Origin of the sequence: Rhizobium sp. Root1212 (assembly GCF_001424985.1) — a bacterium.
Classification (GTDB): Bacteria; Pseudomonadota; Alphaproteobacteria; order Rhizobiales; family Rhizobiaceae; genus Pararhizobium.
On sequence record NZ_LMDA01000022.1, the window covers coordinates 1 to 22,339 of the forward strand.

Annotated in this window: 18 protein-coding genes, 1 tRNA gene and 1 pseudogene; 13 read left to right on the forward strand and 7 right to left on the reverse strand. The window is 61.6% G+C overall.

Translation table 11 applies throughout. From position 1 onward, the window contains the following. Nucleotides 1-1,898 precede the first annotated feature (1,898 nt). Nucleotides 1,899-1,987: transfer RNA gene (locus ASC86_RS16200), tRNA-Arg, on the forward strand. 52 nt (nt 1,988-2,039) lie between these two features. On the opposite strand, the gene ASC86_RS16205 is transcribed toward ASC86_RS16200, so the two are convergent. Continuing rightward, entirely contained in the window at nt 2,040-2,753 is a 714-nt protein-coding gene (locus ASC86_RS16205; protein ID WP_156387090.1) for a hypothetical protein, read from the reverse strand. 359 nt (nt 2,754-3,112) lie between these two features. Between ASC86_RS16205 and ASC86_RS16215 the strand changes: the two genes are divergently transcribed. The 6 genes and pseudogenes from ASC86_RS16215 to ASC86_RS26690 all read left to right on the forward strand — a co-directional run bounded on the left by ASC86_RS16215 (nt 3,113) and on the right by ASC86_RS26690 (nt 6,549). Beyond that, nucleotides 3,113-4,186, forward strand: a complete 1,074-nt coding sequence (locus ASC86_RS16215) for a hypothetical protein (protein ID WP_056323328.1) — start codon at nt 3,113-3,115, stop codon at nt 4,184-4,186. 150 nt (nt 4,187-4,336) lie between these two features. Then, nucleotides 4,337-4,771 carry a M15 family metallopeptidase gene (locus tag ASC86_RS16220; protein WP_056323331.1) on the forward strand — a complete coding sequence of 145 codons (435 nt, stop codon included), beginning with the start codon at nt 4,337-4,339 and terminating at the stop codon, nt 4,769-4,771. A gap of 10 nt (nt 4,772-4,781) precedes the next feature. After that, entirely contained in the window at nt 4,782-4,958 is a 177-nt protein-coding gene (locus ASC86_RS26270) for a hypothetical protein (RefSeq protein ID WP_200943828.1), read from the forward strand. Nucleotides 4,959-4,972: 14 nt separating this feature from the next. Next, a pseudogene (locus tag ASC86_RS16225) lies at nt 4,973-5,379 on the forward strand (DUF1515 domain-containing protein). Nucleotides 5,380-5,389: 10 nt separating this feature from the next. Further along, nucleotides 5,390-5,800: a hypothetical protein gene (locus tag ASC86_RS16230; RefSeq protein ID WP_056323334.1), complete on the forward strand. Its 411-nt coding sequence runs from the start codon at nt 5,390-5,392 to the stop codon at nt 5,798-5,800. A gap of 176 nt (nt 5,801-5,976) precedes the next feature. Next, entirely contained in the window at nt 5,977-6,549 is a 573-nt protein-coding gene (locus ASC86_RS26690; protein ID WP_244477632.1) for a VanZ family protein, read from the forward strand. 10 nt (nt 6,550-6,559) lie between these two features. Here the strand turns inward: ASC86_RS26690 and ASC86_RS16240 are convergent, their stop codons facing one another. Continuing rightward, nucleotides 6,560-6,745 (reverse strand): hypothetical protein, encoded by a 186-nt coding sequence (locus ASC86_RS16240; protein ID WP_056323338.1) that lies wholly within the window; start codon nt 6,743-6,745, stop codon nt 6,560-6,562. Between the two features lie 223 nt (nt 6,746-6,968). Here ASC86_RS16240 and ASC86_RS16245 point away from each other — a divergent pair, with 223 nt between their 5' ends. Beyond that, nucleotides 6,969-7,169 carry a hypothetical protein gene (locus ASC86_RS16245; protein WP_056323341.1) on the forward strand — a complete coding sequence of 67 codons (201 nt, stop codon included), beginning with the start codon at nt 6,969-6,971 and terminating at the stop codon, nt 7,167-7,169. Nucleotides 7,170-7,178: 9 nt separating this feature from the next. Here the strand turns inward: ASC86_RS16245 and ASC86_RS16250 are convergent, their stop codons facing one another. Then, complete coding sequence (locus tag ASC86_RS16250) at nt 7,179-7,961, reverse strand: META domain-containing protein (protein WP_244477633.1); 783 nt, start codon at nt 7,959-7,961, stop codon at nt 7,179-7,181. 85 nt (nt 7,962-8,046) lie between these two features. Here ASC86_RS16250 and dxr point away from each other — a divergent pair, with 85 nt between their 5' ends. Further along, nucleotides 8,047-9,234, forward strand: coding sequence for a 1-deoxy-D-xylulose-5-phosphate reductoisomerase (gene dxr / locus ASC86_RS16255; protein ID WP_056323344.1), 1,188 nt, complete (start codon nt 8,047-8,049; stop codon nt 9,232-9,234). Here the strand turns inward: dxr and ASC86_RS27060 are convergent. Then, a complete protein-coding gene (locus tag ASC86_RS27060) occupies nt 9,231-9,908 on the reverse strand; it encodes a lipocalin-like domain-containing protein (RefSeq protein ID WP_082510284.1) in 678 nt (225 codons plus the stop codon). The two genes, dxr and ASC86_RS27060, sit on opposite strands and share 4 nt — an antisense overlap. On the opposite strand from ASC86_RS27060, the gene ASC86_RS16265 reads away from it, so the two are divergent. Continuing rightward, complete coding sequence (locus ASC86_RS16265) at nt 9,834-10,637, forward strand: class I SAM-dependent methyltransferase (RefSeq protein WP_056323349.1); 804 nt, start codon at nt 9,834-9,836, stop codon at nt 10,635-10,637. The genes ASC86_RS27060 and ASC86_RS16265 overlap by 75 nt on opposite strands. A gap of 67 nt (nt 10,638-10,704) precedes the next feature. Here ASC86_RS16265 and hemA read toward each other — a convergent pair whose 3' ends face one another. Next, a complete protein-coding gene (gene hemA / locus ASC86_RS16270; protein ID WP_056323352.1) occupies nt 10,705-11,922 on the reverse strand; it encodes a 5-aminolevulinate synthase in 1,218 nt (405 codons plus the stop codon). Nucleotides 11,923-12,358: 436 nt separating this feature from the next. On the opposite strand from hemA, the gene ASC86_RS16275 reads away from it, so the two are divergent. The 3 genes from ASC86_RS16275 to ASC86_RS16285 all read left to right on the forward strand — a co-directional run bounded on the left by ASC86_RS16275 (nt 12,359) and on the right by ASC86_RS16285 (nt 20,710). Beyond that, complete coding sequence (locus ASC86_RS16275; protein ID WP_056323353.1) at nt 12,359-12,616, forward strand: glycine zipper domain-containing protein; 258 nt, start codon at nt 12,359-12,361, stop codon at nt 12,614-12,616. 385 nt (nt 12,617-13,001) lie between these two features. Beyond that, complete coding sequence (locus tag ASC86_RS16280; RefSeq protein WP_082510260.1) at nt 13,002-14,912, forward strand: autotransporter assembly complex family protein; 1,911 nt, start codon at nt 13,002-13,004, stop codon at nt 14,910-14,912. A 68-nt stretch (nt 14,913-14,980) separates the two neighbouring features. Then, on the forward strand, nt 14,981-20,710 hold the full coding sequence (locus ASC86_RS16285; RefSeq protein ID WP_056323356.1) for a translocation/assembly module TamB domain-containing protein: 5,730 nt from the start codon (nt 14,981-14,983) through the stop codon (nt 20,708-20,710). Nucleotides 20,711-20,866: 156 nt separating this feature from the next. Here ASC86_RS16285 and ASC86_RS16290 read toward each other — a convergent pair whose 3' ends face one another. Both ASC86_RS16290 and ASC86_RS16295 read right to left on the reverse strand, forming a co-directional pair. Next, nucleotides 20,867-21,166: a hypothetical protein gene (locus ASC86_RS16290; protein WP_056323359.1), complete on the reverse strand. Its 300-nt coding sequence runs from the start codon at nt 21,164-21,166 to the stop codon at nt 20,867-20,869. A 68-nt stretch (nt 21,167-21,234) separates the two neighbouring features. After that, nucleotides 21,235-22,002 (reverse strand): potassium channel family protein, encoded by a 768-nt coding sequence (locus ASC86_RS16295; RefSeq protein ID WP_056323363.1) that lies wholly within the window; start codon nt 22,000-22,002, stop codon nt 21,235-21,237. Between the last annotated feature and the right edge of the window lie 337 nt (nt 22,003-22,339).

Here is a 22,339-nt window from a genome sequence, read left to right on the forward strand (position 1 = left end):
CCATCCGAACGGCGCGGACGCGGACTTCAGGAGAAAATTTGTTCGTCGTTTTGCTTGTCATAGACCCTACTTCTCACGAGTTGGGGTCTCCGGCAAAGCCGGGGCGGTTCACTCCACCGATTGCACCACTCATCCCCAAACCGTTCCAGGTAGCTGTTTCGGGTCTGAATAGAATAATCGTACAGAAGGCCAACGCTACGCACAGAGGGGCGACGAGTCGCGTCGCTTTGCCCAGAGTGCGAGTGACTAAAGTCAACGAGAGGCTGGTAGGGAGCCATGGAACCGCTCCCGTGTCTCACGAATAAAACAGAGGTCTCACCGCCAAAAAGGCGATGGTCCTCCTTCCGGATAGAGTGATGGATTGCCACATGCTGTAGAGCGTCAGCCCGCTTTCTCATGGGGTGCACTTCCTTATGCGCCGTGGCCGCACGGAGACGGGCTTAGTCTGCTTATCCGACAGGAATAAGTACGGAGACGCGCAAATGTGAGCCACGACGTCCGGTACACGACTGGCAGACCCGGAGCGGGTTACGCAAAAGTGTGCAGCAGTTTTGCGAAGAGACATGCGTAAAATCAGAAACCTAAAGCAAATGAGGGAATCTAGATGATCGCGAAACGCTTTAGATGGCTCTCCTGATATTTTCCTCCAAGGCCTGAGATAGAGCACAAACTTGTCGATTTCGCACAGTTGTACAGTACGCATTGGTCATGCTCCCACGCGCTGACACGTTCTCGCGAGGCGGCGGCGGCAAACCGAACCCCAAACGCAGATTTAACATGGCTAAAACAGGGACTGGGCTTTCTGCCACCCTCACGACAGTGCGCAAAGTATGGTTGCCCTTGGTGGCCGTCTTGCCGTTGATAAATTAAAGAGAAATGGCTAATTATAACGGCATATCGGTTTCTCCAACATCAGGTAGACGACAGATATCGGGGGCCAGCGTAGCAGCGCGGGCCTCCCGCCATAAATCAAATCCCCACATCGGAAGATTCGCGAGGACGCTAGTACATCATCGCATCATGTACAACACTTTTTTTGGACATTTATTCTTGGATATTACCAAAGGAATTCTTCGCAATTAATTCCGACTAATTGATTTTCTGATATTTCCTTTGCTATCCCCAGTATAAAAAGATTTCCTTTCGATTTTCTATTAGAACTCCTTATCGCAGCGGGGTACAGCGAGAATTCCTTGGGTGTAACCAAACCTGGTGCCTGATGGATCAGCAGGACGTTAGATAACCTCCTGCTTCAAACACATGCCAGCGTGAGGTGGCATAACCAGAACTCCTTGCCGTTTCTTATTCTCTTCCGCTGAAGAGTGCACCTTCGTTGACGGTGTTCCCAACAGACGAGACGGTACCGTGCAGAGCTTGCCGCTATGGTTTTGCACTCAATCTGCTTTGCCGGTGGCGCAGTCTCTTAAACCAGGGAAATGTTGTAGCGGTCTATTCTGCCGAAGCGGTTCTCTGCAATCTGATGTGAAGAAGCCTGAAGGTCGCGTCCGCGAACTGAAGCGGAGGCTCGGGGCAAGACGATGGAGGTCGAAAGCCTCCATGAACCCTTAAGAGAAAGAATCGCGGCCGTTCTTGTGCCGGGACGTCGAGGAGACGCGGAAGTCGCTCGTTCAAACCTCGTGGAGCAGTTGGCCCGAGACGCTGGCGCAGAAAAAGCTATCGCTCATCGACGGATTGATCGAAAGCTGCAGCCAAACTATTAAGCGGTATCCGCTAACGCGGATGCTTCTATTTTTTTGTGCCACTCCCGCCTGACCCCGTCAAGGCACGCTCGTACCTCGCTTAAAGCCTTGACTGGGCCATTCGCTCGTAGCGTTTGCTGGGGAACAGCAAGGCCAGCTATGGCCATGCTGCCCCAATACGACTGGGTGCCCAAATCGGTACTCAGTGGTACGATGTTAGTATGTTAAAAAAGAGCGCAGGATTCCTAATCCTGAGGCCACTGGTTCGAATCCAGTTGGGATCACCATCAATTTCAAACACTTACGAAAACTGCCGTTCCCCACGTTCCCGCGACGTTCCTACTCGCCTGTTTTTGCTTCGTTCTGCGACTGCCGGAAAGCAACTCGCAGCCGGGCCACTTCACGCGTCTTTCCGAGGGTGCCACGGTTATAAAGCTGGGTCGTAGCGGCATCTTCATGGTTCGCATGGTGGTGAAGCATTTCGATATCGGCACCCGCGTCGCCGCCTTCCGTGATGCCCCCGGCGCGGCTGTCGCGGTTCCAGACGGATTTCGGAACGCCGACGGCATCGGCCATTTCCCGCCATGTATCGATGAAGTGCCGGCGAAGGTACGGCAGGCCGGTGGTCTCGCATTTGATCATCGGCCCGACGCGCTTCGATATCGGCACACGGTCTATGATTGAGCGAAGGACCGGATATTGCATAGTATCGTGCTCGGCGACTTTGCCGGTCTTGTTCGTCGTCTTGACCAGAATGCCGTTGCTGTCGATGTCCGACCACAATAGGCCATCGCGCCAGCGCTGCCCGCGATCCGTGATGCCGCCGCCAGTCCGGTTGTCGCCCTTCTCCCATTGGCCTATCACGTCGACCTGGCGCAGCGTCAGTTCGAACTGCAGCCCCTGGGCGAGCGCGATGGATATGCGGCCGTTGGTGATCGCGTGATCGCAGATGGCTTTTGCTTGGGCGAAGCTGAGGGCTTCCTTGCGTCCTCGCGGCGCGTGAAACCGCATCTCCTCGAGAATGCTCTTCAGCCGGGAAGCATTCTTGGACATTCGACATGACGCCGAAACTGACGACGATGCGCAGCAACTGCATTGCCTTGTAGGCGCGACGGTGGCGCTCCGGAGTGGGCGGGAGTTCGATGCCGTTTGCCTTCGCCTCCGCTCTGGCCTCGGCCTGCTTTTCGGTGTCCTCGGCCAGCTCCTTGAAATGGCGGTGCCACGACAACACTATCGTTAAGACTTCTGGCACCGGAAACACGAGCTGGACAGCAAAATAGTCAATCAGTTGCGGCGAACGAAAAAGCGTCGAAAGCGCGTCCGATCAAGCCAGCAGCAACACACTTCTGCGCTTCCGCTATAAGGGTTCTGATGGTACGGTGCGGCGCGCAACCTTAACGCTTTAATGAAAAATGCTCCACCTTCACTTGCTCTCCCTCGCCTACCTCATCGTACCCGCTCAAGCTTATCCCCTACGTACAGCTCTTATGGAGCGCACTCGAAAAGTCGCGTTCCAGATCAAGGGGGCAAGGGAGCGCGGGGATCTTGCGCGGACAGCCGCGCTTTCCCGCGTGGCGAGGCCTCTCTGTGGCAAATGCCTAGATGTTGCGCGTGAAGTAGCGAAGGCGGAAAGTGCGCTTGGCAACTGGGGTGCGTCAGCGCGAGCATGGAAAGTCGCGTGCTCGCATGCGCATGATGTCTCTTACAAAGACTGGATACAGTTCGCTATCGCGCTGAACAATTCGGGGAATCTTGAAGCCGCTATTGCTACACTTGAGCGTGCGGAAAAGAAATTCGCTGCACACGAGGTTAAAAAGCGGCGCAAAGAGTTCTCTGCATTGAGGCGGCTTGATGTGCGAACGCTAGCCCACCGAGACGCATGCCATTCTGTAATCTATTATAAGCAGAAAGAACCGGCCGATACGGTGGTTCTCACCTTCGGAACGGTTAGCAGCGGTCTTGGATCGACGCCGTTTGCGTACCCGTTCCTCGTCGATAGTGGATTCGATCACATCCACGTGGCGCAGGAGAAGCACACCTTCTATCAGTCCCTCAGCCTTTCCGAGTTCGTCACAGTCGTATCAGATGCTTGCAGAGGGAAGCGCGTCATCGCTTACGGGTCAAGCCTGGGTGGATACGGAGCGATTTATTTCGGTGGGGCCGTGGATGCGCAGATAATCGCTGCAAGCCCCGTAAACTACCTTGATAAGGTGATATTCCGAAAGAGATGGGCGAAAATCCCAATGCTCCACGGGATAATTGCCGAGAACCCAATCAGCAGCAAGGCGCCAGTGATATTCTATGACCCGCTAGATGACGAAAGGGACCGCATCTACTTATCGTCCCGCGTCCTCCCCGCATACCCCAATGCTGTTGTTGTGCCATTGCCGGGGGCTGGACATGAGGTGTTTCGGGAGTTGCAGAAACGGGGCATCCTGAAGCGTACCATCCTCGCCATTATCGCCGGCGATCCCTGGGATGTTTGATTTCGGTTGAGAGGGGGTACCCCTAGCCGGCTCGTATTTCCACACCCGCTTGAACGAGCACCACGCCGTATGGCGTCATAGCTATCGCTGTGCTTTGCGCCTCCTCGACCTGCAGCCGATTATCCGGCGCAGATCGAAGAGGAATGATCAATGCCCGTTTTTGGCGTAGCGTCGCGCACGAACTTTGCGAAATGCCATCCGCATCTGCAGTTGATCGCGAACAAGGCGATCAAGGAAATCGACTTCCGGGTGCTCGACAGCAAGCGGGGCCGGGACGCCAAGACCCGCGCCTATAAGACCGGCAAAAGCAAAGCGAAGTTCGGGCAGTCGGCGCATAACTATGTGCCGGCCATCGCTTTTGATCTCTTCCCGTTCCCCTATGACCGGAACGACCGCAAGGCCTTCACCCGGCTTGCCGAGATCGTCATGCGGATGGCCAAGGAAAAGGGCATCCCGCTCCGTTGGGGCGGCGACTGGAACATGGACGGCGACAAGACGAAGTCCGACGCATGGGACATGCTCCATTTTGAACTCCACCCTTGGCGCGATTGGGCCAAGAAATCCAAGCTCTATGAAGACGGTTGAGAGGCAGACCATGCAAAAATATTCGAAAGTCATCGCTGCGACCGTAGGCGGCGCGCTAACCGGTGCGGGCACAGGCGCCGTCGTGCTGCCGGAAGGATCGCCCTGGTACGCTTATGTGCTGATGGCGCTCGTGACAGCGGTTGTCCCCGCAGTCGTGACCTACTTCGCTCCGAAGAACGCGAACTGACAGGCTGAAGACCGTTGGCATCGAATGACGACATCATGCGCGCTCTTGGCCGTGTCGAAGAAGGCGTTACCCGGATCGGGAAGACTTTCAGGAAGAGAAGCAAAGCGCTCATGAAAGCCGCGCGGTTATTCATTGTCACCTTGATGAGCAGGTGCAGCAGATTGCGCATCTCGAAACGACGGTAGCGATCAGCGGCGAAGTCGACGCCCAACTGCGCGACGAGATCGCTGCGCTGAAGAAGACGGTGCAGGAGAACCACGAGACGGTTTCGCCGGCGCTGGAAGAATGGAAACGAATGAAGACCCTCGGCGTCGGCATATCTGGCCTTATCGCGCTCGCCGGCCTGACGATCGGCGGTCTTGTCGCGTGGGCCGGAGATATCGCCGTCAACGCCGTTCGAGCGTGGCTGAAGATTCATTGAGGGAACGATCATGACCAAGCTGCCCGATCTCGCCCATGAAGTGACCGAACTCGCGGACAACGATTGGGTCTACGTCTACGATGTCAGCAACCCGGCCGACCCAGACGGGAAAATGCTCGGCTCCCGTTTCCGACCGGCTGGCGTGCGGATCACCAACTACCTGAAGTTCGACGGCAATATCACCATTCCCAATCTCGCGGCCGGCGCCGAAGCCGATGCCACAGTTGCGGTCCCTGGTGCGCTGGTCGAGGATCACGTCATCTTCAATCTGAACCTCGCGCCGCCGGCGAATATTGCCATCTTGGCGACTTGGGCCGAGGCCGATATCGTGAAAGTGCGGTTCCGCAATACTCATGCAGCGACAGCCTTCGTCACGGCCGATGTTGGTTGTGGGGCGCTGGTGATCAGGTCAACTACCTGACGTTCCGCGTTCCCGGCCAGAACCGGGAACGGGAATATTTTCAGGAACGTCTGGGAATAAAATCAACGACGGGACCAAATTCCTAATCCTGAGGCCGATGGTTCGAATCCATCTGGGATCACCAGCCAAATTCCCGAGCCGACATTATGCCTCCACTACCTGTCGAAAGCGTCGGCATGCCCGACATGCCGATAGACGCTGCGCCCGGCCTGCACGACGCCGGACCAGAACAGGAGGCCGCAGAGTATGGCGATGGTAGATTTGTATCCGCATGCCCGCGCCATAATTCGCCAACCCGGCAACAGCATGGCCAAAGCATGGCATCGCGCCCGCACTATCAAAATGCCATTGTGCATTGCAATACGCACCCCCGCCACTATTATGACGGGACCATGACAAGACAATTCTTCAAGATTTTGAGCTGGCTGCTGGTGGCCGCGATCGTTTTCGTGACGGTGTCGCCGATCGGGCTGCGCCCCCATACGATGACGACGGTATCGCTCGACCGGGCGGCGGCCTTCGCGCTCGTCGGCTTCGCCTTCGCGCTTGCCTATCCGCAGCGCTGGTTCACGCTCGGCCTGTTTCTTGTTGCCGCCGCCTTCGGCATTGAGTTGTTGCAATATGTCTCGCCAAGCCGCCACCCGCAATTCGCGGATGCGCTGGTCAAAGCGGCAGGCGCCATGATCGGCCTTGCTGCGGGAAAAATCGCGCTCGCCGTCAGTCGCCAGCGCCCTTTCCCGGCCGGCTGACGCACTACCTTCAGAGTTTGAACAGGCACTCGTTGCAGAGCGGCTCGATATCGTCCCGCGTCTGCCACCACTCGAAGGGCTTGTGGCATTCGGCGCAATCGACGGTCACGCGCCGGCCCTCGCAACCGAAACCGAGGGCATCGAGCCGGTCGTGCTTGTGGTCGTCCTGCAAAGCATCGCGTTGTTCGAAATCCATGCTGAGATTCCCGACTGCTGAAATCCGGCAGCGCGAAAGCGCATTGGGATAGAAAGCGCTACGCTGGGTTGCATGAAATAAGGTCCGGCAAACAACATAGTGCCGTTAATCACTTTTGTAAAATAAAAACGCCCCACCGCGATCACCATTGCGGCACCGCCCCATCCTGATACACTCGTCCTCCTTGAAATATTGCAAATTCTCTTTTTGAACTGCAAAGACGATGACGCCTTTTTATCTGTTTGAATCTTTTTATGCTTTCATGGCCTTCTGGTTCGGCTACTACACTTTCGCCGAAGGCAGCAATGCGCGGTCTGGTTGGGACAGGGCGCGGCTGGTCGGCATCCTTGCCTGCGTTTTCTGGCCGTTGCTTATCGTGGCCGTACTGATCCCGCGTTTCGCCGACTGGCGGCGCACGCCCTGAACGGCGTCCTCACGGAACCCGCCTGCACTCCACGCCCTCGTCGTTCTCTCCCTTGGTAGCATCGTAAAGCGTCGCATTGTCGCCCTTCGTCCACCAGGTATATTGGCCGCCCATATATTTCGCGCCCGAGGCGGAGATCACATTGGCGGCCACGACCACATCCTCCCCCATGGTCAGCGTCACCAGCGAAACCGCTCCGGCATTGACATAGTCGGCATCGACCGCGAGCCCCGCGCAGTCATAACGGACCGCGCTGCGCTCGATCGGCCCGGCCGGCACGCTGAGCGTCAGATCGACCGTCGTCTCAAGCCGCGCGAACCGTACGGGAACATGGAAATCGGGCGTGTAGAATTTCAGGATGCCGTCCTTCACCTCATAGGTCAGCTCGCCCTGCAGCGCCTTGAAGAACTTCGCCTCCTGATCCATCACCGCCGGCACGCAGAGTTTTCGCGTCGCCGCCGCCGGGCCGAAGGCGATGTGGAAGGCGTTGACGGTAAACGTGCCGGTGAAGTGATTGCACCCGGCCATGCCGCCATAGGTGCCGTCGTCGTTGAGTTCGAGCGTCGTCTGCAGATAGTCGATCACCCCGGCGGAATTGATATCCTCCGCAAGCCAGCTGCCGACAAGCTCCTTGGGAACGAAGGCATCGGCAGCCACCGTCTGCGGCGCACCGGCCTCGATCAGCACGCAGGCGCATGCCATCAGCGCAACGACCTTCATCCAGCTTTCCTCCTGCGAATCCTGCGTGCGAAGCACCCGCTTTTCATACAGGCCGCGCCCGCCCTTTTCCATGAAACTTTGCGCGCAAGCGCCTGCCCCTTGTTGCAGCCGCCTTTCGATTGTAGAGCCTTCCCTAAAACAGCTACGGGATTTGGCCATGACATCCGGCGCCAGGCGACGCATCACCATTCTGGGCTCCACCGGCTCGATCGGCACCAACACGCTCGATGTCGTCTCCCAGCTCGGCGGACGTGAAAGCTTCGAGGTCGCAGCCCTCACCGGCAGCGGCAACATCGCCCTACTCGCAGAGCAGGCCAGGGCAAGCGGCGCCGAACTCGCCGTCACCGCCGACGAAACCCGCTACCACGATCTCAAATCGGCCCTTGCCGGCACCGGCATCGCCGTTGCCGCCGGCCGCAGCGGCCTGATCGAGGCCGCCGAGCGCGAAGCCGGCTGGGTCATGGCCGCCATCGTCGGCACCGCCGGCCTTGCACCCACGCTTGCCGCCGCCCGCCGCGGCGCCGATATCGCGCTCGCCAACAAGGAATGCCTGGTCTCGGCCGGCGATCTCTTCGTCTCGGCCGTCCATGCCGGCGGCGGCCAGCTGATTCCGGTCGACAGCGAACACAGCGCCATCTTCCAGTCGCTGGAAGACGACCAGCGCCATGCCGTCGAGCGCATCGTGCTCACCGCCTCCGGCGGTCCCTTCCGCACCTGGACGCGCGAGCGCATGGCCGGCGTCACCGCCGAAATCGCCCGCGCCCATCCCAACTGGTCGATGGGCCTGAAAATCTCCATCGGCAGCGCCTCGATGTTCAACAAGGCGCTGGAGATGATCGAGGCGAAACACCTCTTCGACGTGCATCCCGAGCAGATCGAAGTCGTCGTCCACCCGCAGTCGATCATCCATTCCATGGTCGGCTACCGCGACGGCTCGGTCATCGCCCAGCTCGGCTGCCCGGATATGCGCACCGCCATCGGCTATGCGCTGACTTATCCCGAACGCCCCCCGCTCAATGTCGACCGGCTGGATTTCGCCAAGCTCGCCCGCCTCGATTTCGAAGCCCCCGACGAGGAACGCTTCCCGGCGTTGCGCCTTGCCCGCACCGCCATGCAGCGCGGCGGCCTACAAGGCGCGATCATGAATGCGGCGGAAGAAACCGCCTTCCACGCCTTCGTCGCCGGCCGCATCGGCTTCCTAGACATGGCCGATATCGCCGAGACGGTCATGGACCGCCTCGTCTCCATCCCTGCTGCCTCCACGATGGATGATGTCTTCGCCGCCGACGAAGCGGCTCGCGCCGAAGCAAGCGACGTCATCGCCATAAAGGAAAAAGCCGCCTAAAACGGCCGCGACGCCCCTTCCCGCCGCCAGCGCACCACGGCAAAGGCCGGCGCATTTTGCTGCGGCATGTTCAAGGGGGCGCTCGTGAGCGTCAGCCCGTCGCCGGAAAGCTCGCAATAGCGCACCTGCTCGCTCCCGACCCAGGGTTCGAACCAGGCGATATCGACGACGGTCACCAGCCGGTTGGGCGGATCGACCCTGTATCGACCCGAATAGGCCAGCATCGACCGGTAGGCCGCCGCCTCCGCAGCCTCGGTCTGCGGATGCGACCGGCCATCCGGTGTAATCAGCGCGACCATCCGCCCCTCAGGATCGAACATCACCGTTCCGGATGGACGCTCGCCCCACGGCATAGTCCGCACACCTGTCGCGCAATCCTCGATATGAAAGGACTCGATGATCCAGATCCCGACCAAATCCTCAGCGCGCATCGGTTGACCTGCCCCGGTGGATTTCACGCCCACTATAACAGGCCCGGCAAAAAGGGCCTCCGAAAATGCGAAAGCGACCACCCGATCAAGTCCACGGTGTGGCCGCGATAGGCGCAACCCGGATGCGCGTGTTAAAGTCCATCCCTCATCGAGGGAGGATGGCGAACCATGCACACCGAACTGCGATACAATTGGGCTGATCCCGATATCTACGAAACGTTCATGGGGCGCTGGAGCGAACATCTGGCAAGCCCGTTTCTCGACTGCGCCAATGTCGCTGCCGGCGGAAAAGTGCTCGACGTCGCCTGCGGGACAGGCGTGTTGACGAAAGCGCTGGCCGAGACGGGCGCGCATGTAATCGGCATCGATGCTTCGGAGGGATATCTGGAAGGAGCCCGCCTCCGTCGATCCCACCTCAACATCGTCTATGAACACGGCGATATCCGGCAAATGCGGTTCGACGACAATGTCTTCGATGCAGCCGTTTCGACGCTGGCCCTCGATGTTATCCCGGAAATCGAACAGGTCGTTGCCGAGATGAAGCGTGTGACCCGTCCGGGCGGCGTGGTCGCTTCCGCTGTTACCCAGTTCCTTGGCGGCATGCCCGCCTGGGACCTTGTCATCCACACCGGCGCCGTGCTTGACGCCGACTTCGCCGGCTTGAGATCCCTGCGGGCGGGGCGCCAACTTTTCTGGCCCGGCGGCCAGGCAGCGCTGTGGCGCAAGATCGGCCTCGTCGACGTAACGGAGGTTCCCGTCGTCGTGGATTGCGAGTACGCATGCTTCGCAGATTATTGGGCGACGTTCACACGAGGCCCAGGCAGCGTCACGGGCCTGTTGATGGCCCTTTCAGATGACGCCCGCGGCTCGATCGAAGAGCACGTGCGCGCCGGCTATCTGGTCGGCTTGCCCGATGGACCTCGGTCATTTCCCATGGTGTTTCGCGTCGTGCGGGGCCTTGTCCAGACCTGATCCCCCGAAAATGCAAAAGGCCGCCCGAAACAGGCGGCCTTTCGTCAGTTCCTTCTTCCGAATTACCTCAAGCCACAGCCCGAGCCAGCGCACAGCGCGACCAGAGCTGGTGCAGCGCGCCGACCAGATGCTCGATATCGGCATCGGTGTGCAGCGGCGTCGGCGTGATGCGCAGACGCTCGGTCTTCTTCGGCACCGTCGGATAGTTGATCGGCTGGACATAGACGCCGCAATTGTCGAGCAGCAGGTCGGAGATCCACTTGCACTTGGCGGCATCGCCGACCATGACCGGCACGATATGGCTCGGATTGGCCATATGCGGAATGCCGGCCTTGTCGAGCAGGTTGCGCAGACGGCGCACCCGTTCCTGGTGAGCAAAGCGCTCCACCTGGCTTTCCTTGAGGTGCCGGATCGAGGCCAGAGCCCCCGCAGCCAGCGCCGGCGGCAATGCCGTCGTGAAGATGAAGCCCGAGGCGAACGAGCGAATGAAATCGCAAAGCGCCGCAGAGGCCGCGATATAGCCGCCCATCACGCCAAAAGCCTTGCCCAGCGTGCCTTCGATGACGGTCAGCCGGTGCATCAGCCCTTCGCGCTCGGCAATGCCGCCGCCGCGCGGACCGTACATGCCGACGGCATGGACTTCGTCCAGATAGGTCATGGCGCCGTATTTGTCGGCGACGTCGCAGATGTCCTTGATCGGCGCGATATCCCCATCCATCGAATAGACGCTCTCAAACGCAACGATCTTCGGCGCCCGCGGATCGGCGGCAGCGAGCTTCGCTTCCAGATCGGCCACCGAATTGTGCTTGAAGATGACGCGCTCGCACTTGGAGTGCCTGATCCCCTCGATCATCGAAGCGTGGTTCCCGGCATCGGAGAAGACGATGACACCGGGAATCTTCGAACAGAGCGTTCCGAGTGCGGCCCAGTTGGACACGTAGCCGGAGGTAAACAACAGTGCCGATTCCTTGCCGTGCAGATCGGCAAGCTCGCGCTCGAGAAGAACGTGATAGTGATTGGTGCCCGAAATATTGCGGGTGCCGCCGGCCCCGGCGCCGCATTCGTCGATCGCCTGCTTCATCGCCTCGACGACCTTGGTATGCTGCCCCATGCCGAGATAATCGTTGGAACACCAGACGGTCACATCCTGCCGGTTGCCGTCGGCATCGTAACGGAACGCTTTCGGAAATTGCCCGCGCTGGCGTTCGAGATCGGCGAAAACCCGGTAACGGCCTTCCTGATGCAAACCATCAAGCTCGCCTTTGAAGAAACTTTCGAAATCCATTCATCGTCTCCAGAACCAGGCCGTCTTCTTGATCCAAACATGCCCGGCGTCAACCCGAAACGGGTGTTTGCATGGCCCCCTGCGGCAAATGGCCCGTTTTTTTGAACCATTCCAGACTATCTAGGCAGATTCAATCCTCGGATTCTTGATTTGGGTCAAGCCGGCGAAAAAATGAGCAGTTTCTCCCAAAACCACGCAAATCGATTCCGGGAACCCAAATCCTGTCACGTGGGGAACAGCGCCTTCATGCTGCATTCAGCATGGATGTCTTCTCTTGTTTCGGAAGGAAACTTGCGAACCGTCTGTAGACTTTCTCGGACAGCAAATTATCCTTCGCTGTTGCAAGCTTATAAGAGATGAGACCGGAAGGTTTCGTCTTCCCTGGGGGTAAAAGGTCGGATGCGAACCGTCGCGTCACCTGTTTTTGGAGACTGAAATGAAGAAAACCATTGCTCTTGTTTTGATTGCCTTGGCTGCCGCGAGCTGCACGCAGACGGAAAAGGGCGCCGGCATCGGTGCTGTTTCCGGCGCCATCATCGGCGGCGCAATCACAGGGGATGTCCGCGGTGCGGCCGTCGGTGCTGCGATCGGCGGCGTTTCCGGCGCAGTCATCGGCCATGTCACCGAACAGCCCGGCCAGTGCTACTACCGCGACCGCTACGGCCGCCGCTACATCGACGCCTGCCCGCGTTGATCGCCCCCATTCTTGACGTTTGAACCCCTGAAACCCCGGCCCCGGCCGGGGTTTCTGTTTCTGGCCAGCACGCCCCTCCCCAACCCTCCCCACAAGGGGGAGGGGGCTATCGCGCGCATTGAAAATCCGAGGCCAAAACTTGCTCGATCGGCTCCCTCCCCCTTGTGGGGAGGGTTGGGGAGGGGTCTTCGTTTCATGTTTCAGCGCCGGTTTCTGTTTCCTCACGGCCACAGCCGTCCTTGCTTTTTCGATAAAATCGCCTCCGCGGCTTCATCATTCTGGTCGAGATGTGTAGGGTCCGCCGTTAACAAAGGGAGAACCTTGTCATGCAATGGTGCACCTGCCATGACGGCGGGCCTGTGTTGAGAGTAGCCTGAAGGACGGAATGCGGAAACGTCTGCCGACGATCAGTAATGCGTATCGGAAGACTGGAACTGCACTCGCGGTTCTGGCTTTGACGCTCTGCGGCCCGATGCGCGAGGCCCATGCCTTCAAGATCTTCGGCATGTCCTTCTTCGAAAAGGACGAAGAGACCAACGACGTCATCGACCCCGTCAACTACACGCTCAATCTCGATACCGGCACCAGCGACGAGGACCTGAAGGAAGCGCTCGAAAACGCCTCCCGCCTGTTCCAGGAAAAGGACCAGCCGGTCTCCGGCAATCTCGGCCTCGTCATCCGCGCCCGCGACGATCGCGACCGGCTGCTGGCCGCCCTCTATGAAAACGCCCGCTATGGCGGCGTCATCGGCATCACCGTCAACGGCCAGGACATCGATAGCTTGCCGCCGGACCCGGTCTTCCCGGCGGGCGCGCCCATTCCCGTCAAGGTCTCCGTTACGCCTGGCCCGGTCTTCACCATCGGCAAGGTGACGCTCGAAGGCGATGCAGCCGGCAAGAACCCGGACGATTACGATCTTGTCCCCGGCGCGCAGGCCAATTCGACCCTGATCATCAAGGCCGGCGAGCAGGTGGTCGAGGACCTGAAGGCGGAAGGCCGCCCGCTGGCGAAACTCACCAACCGCGCCGCGGTCGCCGATCACAGCAACAACACCGTCGATATCGATATCGCAGCCGAAGGCGGCCCCGTCGCCCCCTTCGGCACGGTCACCGTCGTCGGCACCCAAACCGTCGATCCGCAATTCGTGGCGAACTATTCCCGCCTCAACACCGGCGGCCGCTATTCGCCGGAAGAAATTCGCAAGGCCAACGAACGCCTGCGCGCGCTCGGTGTCTTCGCCAGCATCACCATCAAGGAGCCGACGGCGCTGGCGCCGGACGGTTCGCTGCCGCTGACCATCGAGGTCTCCGAAGGCAAGCACCGCTATTTCGGCGGCGGCGCGCAATATTCGACCACGGACGGCTTCGGCATTCAGGGTTACTGGGGGCACCGCAACCTGTTCGGCCAGGCCGAATCGCTGCGCGTCGAAGGCTCGGTGAACCGGCTCGGCGAAAACGACATCAGTTCGCTGGATTACAATGCCGGCATCCTCTTTGCCAAACCCGGCGCCTTCGGTCCCGCCTCCACCTTCAATGCCAGCCTGAAGGCCTCGCTGCTCGATCCCGACGCCTACAAGGCGACGATTTTCACAGGCGCGGCCGGCGCCACCTTCGAATTGTCCGACACCGATACGGTCTCCGGCGGCGTCGAGCTTAGCTGGGCCAATATCGACGATGCCTTCGGCAAGAACGAATATCTGACGGCGGCGCTGCCCTTCGAATATGTGCGCGACACCCGCGACAACAAGCTGAACCCGACCGAAGGCTACCGCGCCTCGATCAATGCCAAGCCGAGCTACGAGATCGACGGCCAGACCTTCTTCTCCTCCTTCGAGGGCTCGATTTCCGGCTATTATGGGCTGGGCGAAGAAAACAAGACCGTGCTTGCCGCCCGCCTCGGCGCCGGCACCATCGTCGGCGGCGACGGCCTTGTCGATATCCCCGCCAACCGGCGCTTCTATCTCGGCGGCGGCGGCACCGTGCGCGGCTATTCCTATCAGGAAATCAGCCCGCGCAACGCCGACGACGACCTGCTCGGCGGCCGCTCCTATGTAAATGCGACGGTCGAGGCGCGCATCGGCATCACCGATACGATCGGCATCGTGCCCTTCGTCGACGTCGGCACGGTCTCGGCCAAGTCGGCGCCCGATTTTTCGGATATCAAGGCCGGCGCGGGCGTCGGCGTCCGGTACCTGACGCCCTTCGGCCCCATCCGTCTCGACGTCGCCGTGCCGCTCAATCCGTATCCGGGCGGCACCAGCTACGGCATCTATGCCGGCATCGGCCAGTCTTTCTAGGACGCCTAAGGCCGATCAAAACCTTGGCGCGGTTTGCCCGCGGCACAACTTGCGTTATGGGTAGAGACATGAATCGTCTGGTCCTGATCCTCAAAACCGCGTCGCGCTGGCTGGCCTATCTTCTTGGCATCGTTGTCGTCGTAGCCGTACTCCTCATCCTGTTTGCCGGCTTCACCGCGCCAGGCGCGCGCATGGTCGCAACGCTGATCGAGAAATACGCCTCGACCCCCGACCAGATCGTCCGCATCTCCGATCCGAGCGCGCTCCTGACCGGCGATTTCAAGGCTTCGACCGTCACTTTGTTCGACAGCAAGGGCGTCTATGCCGAAATCCGCGACGTCGCCATCGACTGGTCGCCAACCGCCCTTTTCTCCTCCCGTTTCGATGCCAGCCTGATCAAGGCCGGCACGGTCCGCCTCGAACGCCTGCCGATCCCCTCGCAGGAAACCAAGGAAGTCCGCTCGACCTTCGCACTGCCGCTCGACGTCAAGATCACGGCCCTCGACCTGCCGGAAATCGTCATCGGCAAGGACATCGCCGGCGCCGACCAGTTCCTGAGCCTCACCGGCAATCTCGACGCCACCAACACCAGCATCGCCACGGATCTCGCCGTCGCCCAACGCGACCAGCCGGATGCGAAGGCCGTCGCCAACATCGTCTTCAACCCCTCGGCCAACACCTTGAAGCTCGACGCGACCGTCAACGACATCAGCGGCGGCCTCCTCTCGCGCGCCCTCCAGCTCCCCGGCACGCCTGCGGTACAAATCGCGCTAAAGGGCGACGGCCCGCTCTCCGACTGGACCGGCAAGGCAACCGCCGCCCTCGACGGCACCCGGATTCTCGACCTCGACGCCCGCCACATCCAGAGCACCGACGGCAGCCGCAACATCGCCCTGACCGGCGGCGGCACGTTTGCCTCGCTGCTCCCGCAAAACCTGCGCCCACTCTTCGAAGGCGAGACCGCCATCGACCTCGCCGCCGTGCTGTCGGGCACCCGCATCAGCATCGAGCGCGGCACGCTCTCCAGCGGCTCCCTCGATATCGCCGCCTCCGGCACTTACGACACGGCCGGCGAAAACAACCTGCAGGCAACACTCGCCGGCAAAAACGGCCCGGTCCCTCTGACCATCGCCGGCCGCGACGGCGACACCAAGCTTGCGATCAACTCGGCGATGCTGTCGCTCGACGGTCAGGCGAATGCCGCCAAGCTCCAGCTCTCCGCCAATCTGGCGACCGCAACGCTGCCGCAGGGCGTCATCGAAGCCATCAAGCTGACGGCGACAAGCGACGCCTTCGACCTCGCCGGCCGCAGCGGCCCGGCCAAGGCCCATGTCGAGACCGGCGCCATCAATCTCGTCGATCCCAACCTCGCCCGCCTCGTCCGCGGCCCCGCCAAGGTCGATGCGACGCTCGCCATCTCGCCGGAAAGCATCGCCTTCAATCCCGCGACGCTAGAAAGCGCCAGCATCGGCGGCACGCTGGGCGGCACCTACGACTTGAAGACCAATGCGCTCGCCATGGCCTTCAAGCTGTTCGCCATGCCCGACACGCTGCCGCCGGCCCTTGCCGCCAAATTCGACACGACGATTGCCGCCACCGGCAACCTGTCGCTCGACAAGACCGGTGCCGTCTCCGTCAGCGATCTCACCGTCAAATCCGGCACGCTGGAGCTTGCTGGCAAGGCCGCCCTCGACGCCGGCAATCTGAACGCCGCCATCACCGGCACGCTGCCCGATCTCGGCAAGCTGCTCACGGACGCCAAGGGTGCCGCATCCTTCAAGATCGACACGTCCGGCGCCATCGCCACCCTCGGCGTCAAGGCGGAGATCACCTCCGACGGCGCGACCCTTGCCGGCCGCACCCTGAGCAACCTCGTCGTCACCGCCAGCGGCACCGCCAATCCGATGAGCCCGCTCGCCGACATCACCGCCACCGGCGCCATCGACGGCCAGACCATCGACGTCAAGGCAAAGCTCGCCTCGGAAGATAACACCATCACCATCCCGACGCTCGAAGCGACCATCGGCGACAACAAGCTCAACGGCGCTCTGACGCTGACGCCCGATTTCCAGCCGAACGGCGACCTCGCCTTCAACCTGCCCGATCTCGGCCTTCTCGCCGCCATGGCCGGCCAGCAGGCGACCGGCGATCTCGCCGGCTCCATCTCGATCAAGAGCGCCAACGGCGTCACATCCGCCACCATCAAGGCCAACGGCTCCGGCATCGACCGCGACGGCCTGAAGGTGGTGAAGCCCGTCGCCGATATCGCCATTGCCGACCTGAAGGCGCTCGCCATCACCGGCACCGTCTCGGCGGAACAGATCGTCCAGGGTGAAACCCGCCTCGACGCCCTGAAGCTCGGTTTCACCCAGCAGGCCGGCAAGACCGATTTCAACGTCACCGGCAATTACGACGGCACCCCGCTCGCCGCCGCCGGCTCGCTCGCCAGCGCCGCCGGCCGCACGGAAATTGCGCTGAATTCGCTGACCGCGACCCTCAACGGCATCCCGCTTTCGCTGCCGGCCTCGACGGCCATCGCCATCGAAAACGGCACCGTTCAGCTGAAGGACCTCAAGATCGCCGCCAATGGCGGCACCCTCACCGTCAACGGCACCGCCGGCAAGACGCTCGACCTCACCGCCACGCTGGCCGGCAGCCCCCAGCTCGAATTCGCCATCCCGCAGGAAAAGGGCGAAATCCGTGCCCGCATCAACGGCGCGACCGCGACCGTCAAAGGCCCGCTCGAAGCGCTGGCCATCGACGCAACCGCCGACGTCGCAAGCCTCGCTTTGCAGCAAGGCGAAATCGGCGCGGTCACCCTGAAGGCCCACAGCGACGCCTTCAACGTGTCCACCCAGAGCGGCGTGCTGACCGCCCGCATCGAGGCCGCCTCGACCCGCTTCGCCGACGCCAATATCGACCGCCTCGTCAAGGCCCCGGTCAAGATCGACGCCCGCCTCAACATGGCAAACCGTGCCATCGCCTTCGAGCCGGTGACGATCGACAGCGCCCATCTCGACGGCGCGCTCAACGGCCGCTTCACCCTCGACGACAAGCTCGTGTCGATGACCTTCTCGCTGCAGGCCGAGCCCGCAGCCCTGCCCCCGGCCGCCGCCGCGAAATTCGACACGCCGGTCGCCGTCACCGGTCGCCTCGCCACCGGCGCGGAGGGCGCGGTCGACGTCACCAACCTGCAAATCGCCTCCGGCACCGTCAACGCCGCCGGCACCGTGTCGCTGAAATCCGGCCAGCTCCAGGCCGCCCTCGCCGGCGAACTGCCGAACCTCGGCAAGGCGCTCACTGAGGCCTCCGGCACCGCCCGCTTCAAGATCGACGCCACCGGCCCGCTCGAAGCCCCGGTCGTCAAGGCCGAAATCACCTCCAGCGGCGCAACGCTCGCCGGCCGCACCTTAAGCGATCTCGTCGCCAGCATCGATGCGACCGCCGACCCGAAGAGCCCGCAGGCCAAGATCACGGCCACCGGCGCCATCGGCGGCCAGGCGATCAACGTCAAGGCCGACCTCATCTCCAAGGACGGCCGCACCAGTATCCCGACGCTGGAAGCCCGCATCGGCGACAACACCCTGACCGGCGCCGTCAATTTCTCCGAAGACTTCAAGCCGGACGGCTCCGTCGCCTTCAACTTCCCCGACGTCGCGCTTCTGGCCGCCATGGCCGGCGAAAAGGCGAGCGGCGACATCGCCGGCTCCGCCACCATCGCCACCGCGGGCGGCAAGACCTCCGTCGCACTGAAGGCCAGCGGCAGCGGCATCAAGCGCGGCGATCTCGTCATCTCGAAACCCGTCGCCGACATCACCATCGCCGATCTGAAGGCGCTGGCCATCCGCGGCAATCTCTCCGTCGAAACTTTCACGCAAGGCGCCAACCGCCTCAACGGCCTGAAGCTCGATTTCGACCAGCAGGGCGCAAAAACAAACGTCCGTCTCGATGGCAACTACGACGGCGCCCCCCTTGCCCTGCGCGGCGATATCCTGAACGCCGCCGGCAAGACCACCGTCAACCTCGCCTCCTTCAGCGCCGCCCCGCGCAAGATCGCCGTCAAGCTCGCCCGCCCGACGACCATCACCATCCAGAACGGCACGGTGGCGCTGAACGCGCTCACCATCGGCGCTTCCGGCGGCACGGTCACCGTCGACGGCACGGCCGGCGAAAAGCTCGCCCTCGACGTGAAAATCGCCTCGCTTCCGGCCGCCCTCATCAACACCTTCGTCCCCTCGCTCGGCGCGGAAGGCGCGATTAGCGGTACCGTCGGCGTCAAGGGCACGGCATCAGCCCCGGTCGTCGCCTATGATCTCAAATGGGCCAACGCCAATGTCGCCCAGGCCCGCAGCGCCGGTGTCGGTGTCGGTGTCGGTGCCCTGAGCATCGCCGCCAACGGCCAGTTCGCCAACAACACCGTCGATCTGCAAACCACGCTGTCCGGTGCCGGCGGCTTTTCCTTCCGCGGCGGCGGCAAGGTCGGCCTCGCCGGCAACCGCCCGCTCTCGCTGAAGCTCAACGGCGACCTGCCTTTCTCGCTGCTCTCGGCCATCCTCTCGGAACAGGGCTTCATGCTGACCGGCAATGCCAAGGTCGATGTCGCGGTCGCCGGCACCGCCAGCGCGCCTCTCGTCACCGGCACGATCACCACATCCGGCGCCCGCTTCGTCGATGTGCGCCGCAACCTTGCGATCACCAATCTCGCAGCCAATATCGCCCTCGACGGCCGCCAGGCCCGCATCGATCAGCTCGGCGGCAAGCTGGCGAGCGGCGGCAATGTCTCCGCCACCGGCACCGTCGGCATCGAGCCCGGCTCCGGCTTCCCGGCCGATCTCTCGATCCGCCTCGACAAAGCCAATTACGTCGACGGCACCCTGCTGACCGCCCATCTCGACGGCATGGTGACGATCAAGGGCTCGCTGGTCGCCTCGCCCGTCGTCGGCGGCAAGGTCACGATCACCAAGGCGGCGATCACCATCCCCGAAAAACTGCCGCCGTCGCTGTCTGAAATCGACATCAAGCACCGCGACGCCCCGGCCGATGTCCGCCGCATGCAGAAGGACCTGCACGCCAAGGACACCGGCGGCCGCAGCAAGAGCAACGACATCAATTTCGATCTCGTCGTCTCGGCGCCCAACCACCTATTCGTGCGCGGCCGCGGCATCGATGCCGAGCTTGGCGGCGATCTGACGATCCGCGGCACCGCCTCGCAGCCGAATGTTTCCGGCGGTTTCGAAATGCGCCGCGGGCGCCTGGAAATCCTCGGCAAGCGCCTGACCTTCACCGACGGCAACATCACCTTCGGCGGCAACCTCATCCCGGCGCTCGATCTCGACGCCACCTCGTCGGCCGGTTCGACGACGATCACCGTCAATGTCGGCGGCCTCGCCAACAATCCAACGGTCACCTTCTCCTCGTCGCCCGCCTTGCCGCAGGATGAAATCCTGGCACAGCTGATCTTCAACCGCTCGCTGTCGAACCTCTCGGCCTTCCAGATCGCACAACTGGCCAGCGCCGTCGCCGAGCTTGCCGGCGGCCGGTCGAATTCGCTGCTCAGCGGCCTGCGCAACAAGCTCGGCGTCGACGATCTCGACGTCACCACGGACGCCAAGGGCGGCGCCCAGGTCTCGGCCGGCAAATACCTGAACGATCGCACCTATCTGGAACTGCAATCCGGCTCCGAAGCCGGCGGCGGCAAGGCGATCATCAACCTCGACGTCGGCCGCGGCGTCAAGCTGCGCGGCGAAGCCGGCGCCACCGGCACAGGCGGCGGCATCTTTTACGAGAAGGAATATTGAGGGCGAGGCTCAAAAAGACCCCTCCCCACAAAGGCGAGGGAGCTTATCGAGGGTGTTGAGACTCTGAGGCCAAAACTTGCTCCTTATCCCCCTCCCCCTTGTGGGGAGGGTTGGGGAGGGGTCTTGTCTCACGACGAAATCCCACGTCTCCTCCGGCTATTTCAGCGTGCAGACCCCGTTCGCCCCATGCTTGCCGGTATAGGAAACCGAAGGCGTGCCATCCGGGTTGATGCTGAGCGATACCGTGATGCCCGCCCCCTTGGCTTCGTAATAATTCTCGTTGAAGACCTTGAGCTTGGCTTCCTTGCCGTTGAGATAGACCGGCCCGCCCTGATCCGCATGCACCTCGATATTGCCTGGGCAGACGGCGTTAAGCAGCGGAATGGCGGCCATCGCCGGCACCGTAGCAAACGCGAAAAAGACGATCAGTGCAGACCCCACGCGCAAAAGGCTCATTCGGCAAATCTCCTCTTTCGATGAAACACGACGCGGATCGTGATCGATCCACCCCCGAAGTCAACGTCTCACGTCCCCTCGTCGGGAATATTCAGAATATGCCCGCAGGCCTTGCAGTGCACGGCGTCGTAATCATGCCGCTGCAGCCCGCATTGCGGGCAGGGAAACGCCACCTTGTGCGGCCGGATGATCGTCTGCGCCAGCCGCACGAACAGCGAAATGCCGAAGATCATGGTGACGATCGAGGTCAGCTTGCCGAGCGTGCCCGGCAAGGTGATGTCGCCGAAGCCGGTGGTGGTGATCGTCGCCACCGTGAAATAGAGCGCATCGACGAAGCCGGTAATGCCGACGTCATGATAGAAAAAGGTCGCGTAGACAAAGCCGGTCACGAGGAACAGGAAGGTGATGAAATTGATCACCGCCTTGATCACGTCCTCCCATTCCCCGCAGCCGGCCCGCTTCATCAGCATGGCGAAAGCCTTGCTCTGCCCCAAAGACCAGATGCGGAAAGCCCTTAAGAAAGCGAAATTGGAAAGCTGTTGCGGAAACAGCAGCGTGCCGAGCACGACGATGTCCACCCAGGTCATCGGCCTGAGCAGCCATCGCTTGAAATCGGTCGCAACCAGAATGCGCGCCGCCAGTTCGCAGGCAATGATGAAGGCGATCGTATAGTCGGCGATCAGGTAGGAGCGCCCGTTGCCGAGGTAAGGCCCGAGGAGGAAGAAGATGATGATGGCGAGATCGATGACCGCCATGGCGACCTGAAAGCGGATCGCCTTCACCGTCGTCCCGAGATAGAGCCCGCGCAGTTTCGTGCGGATCGTGTCCAGCGTCATCAAGCGTGCTCCCCCAATGCCTTCGAGATAGGCCGCCCTCCGGTTGAGGTCAAGCGACCCCGCATCGTCCCCGTTCATCCCCGCATGGAAAGTCTGTGCCATCCTCATCGGCGTTGCACCATCGGCTGCATCGCGAGGCGTCGCGACGAGGTGCGATCGGTTCCGGGGTAAGGAAGGGACGCAGGTCCTTATCCAGGGAGGCGTCGGAATGATTCCCCTGCCGCTTGAAAGAGAGTGGTGCGTGCCTGTGGGGCACTAGAGGACCGGCAACTGGCCTTCGGGCCTTTCGTGCGCGGCGGCGAAAGCCGCAAGCGTGAACCCTGAAAAGGTCGCCGTC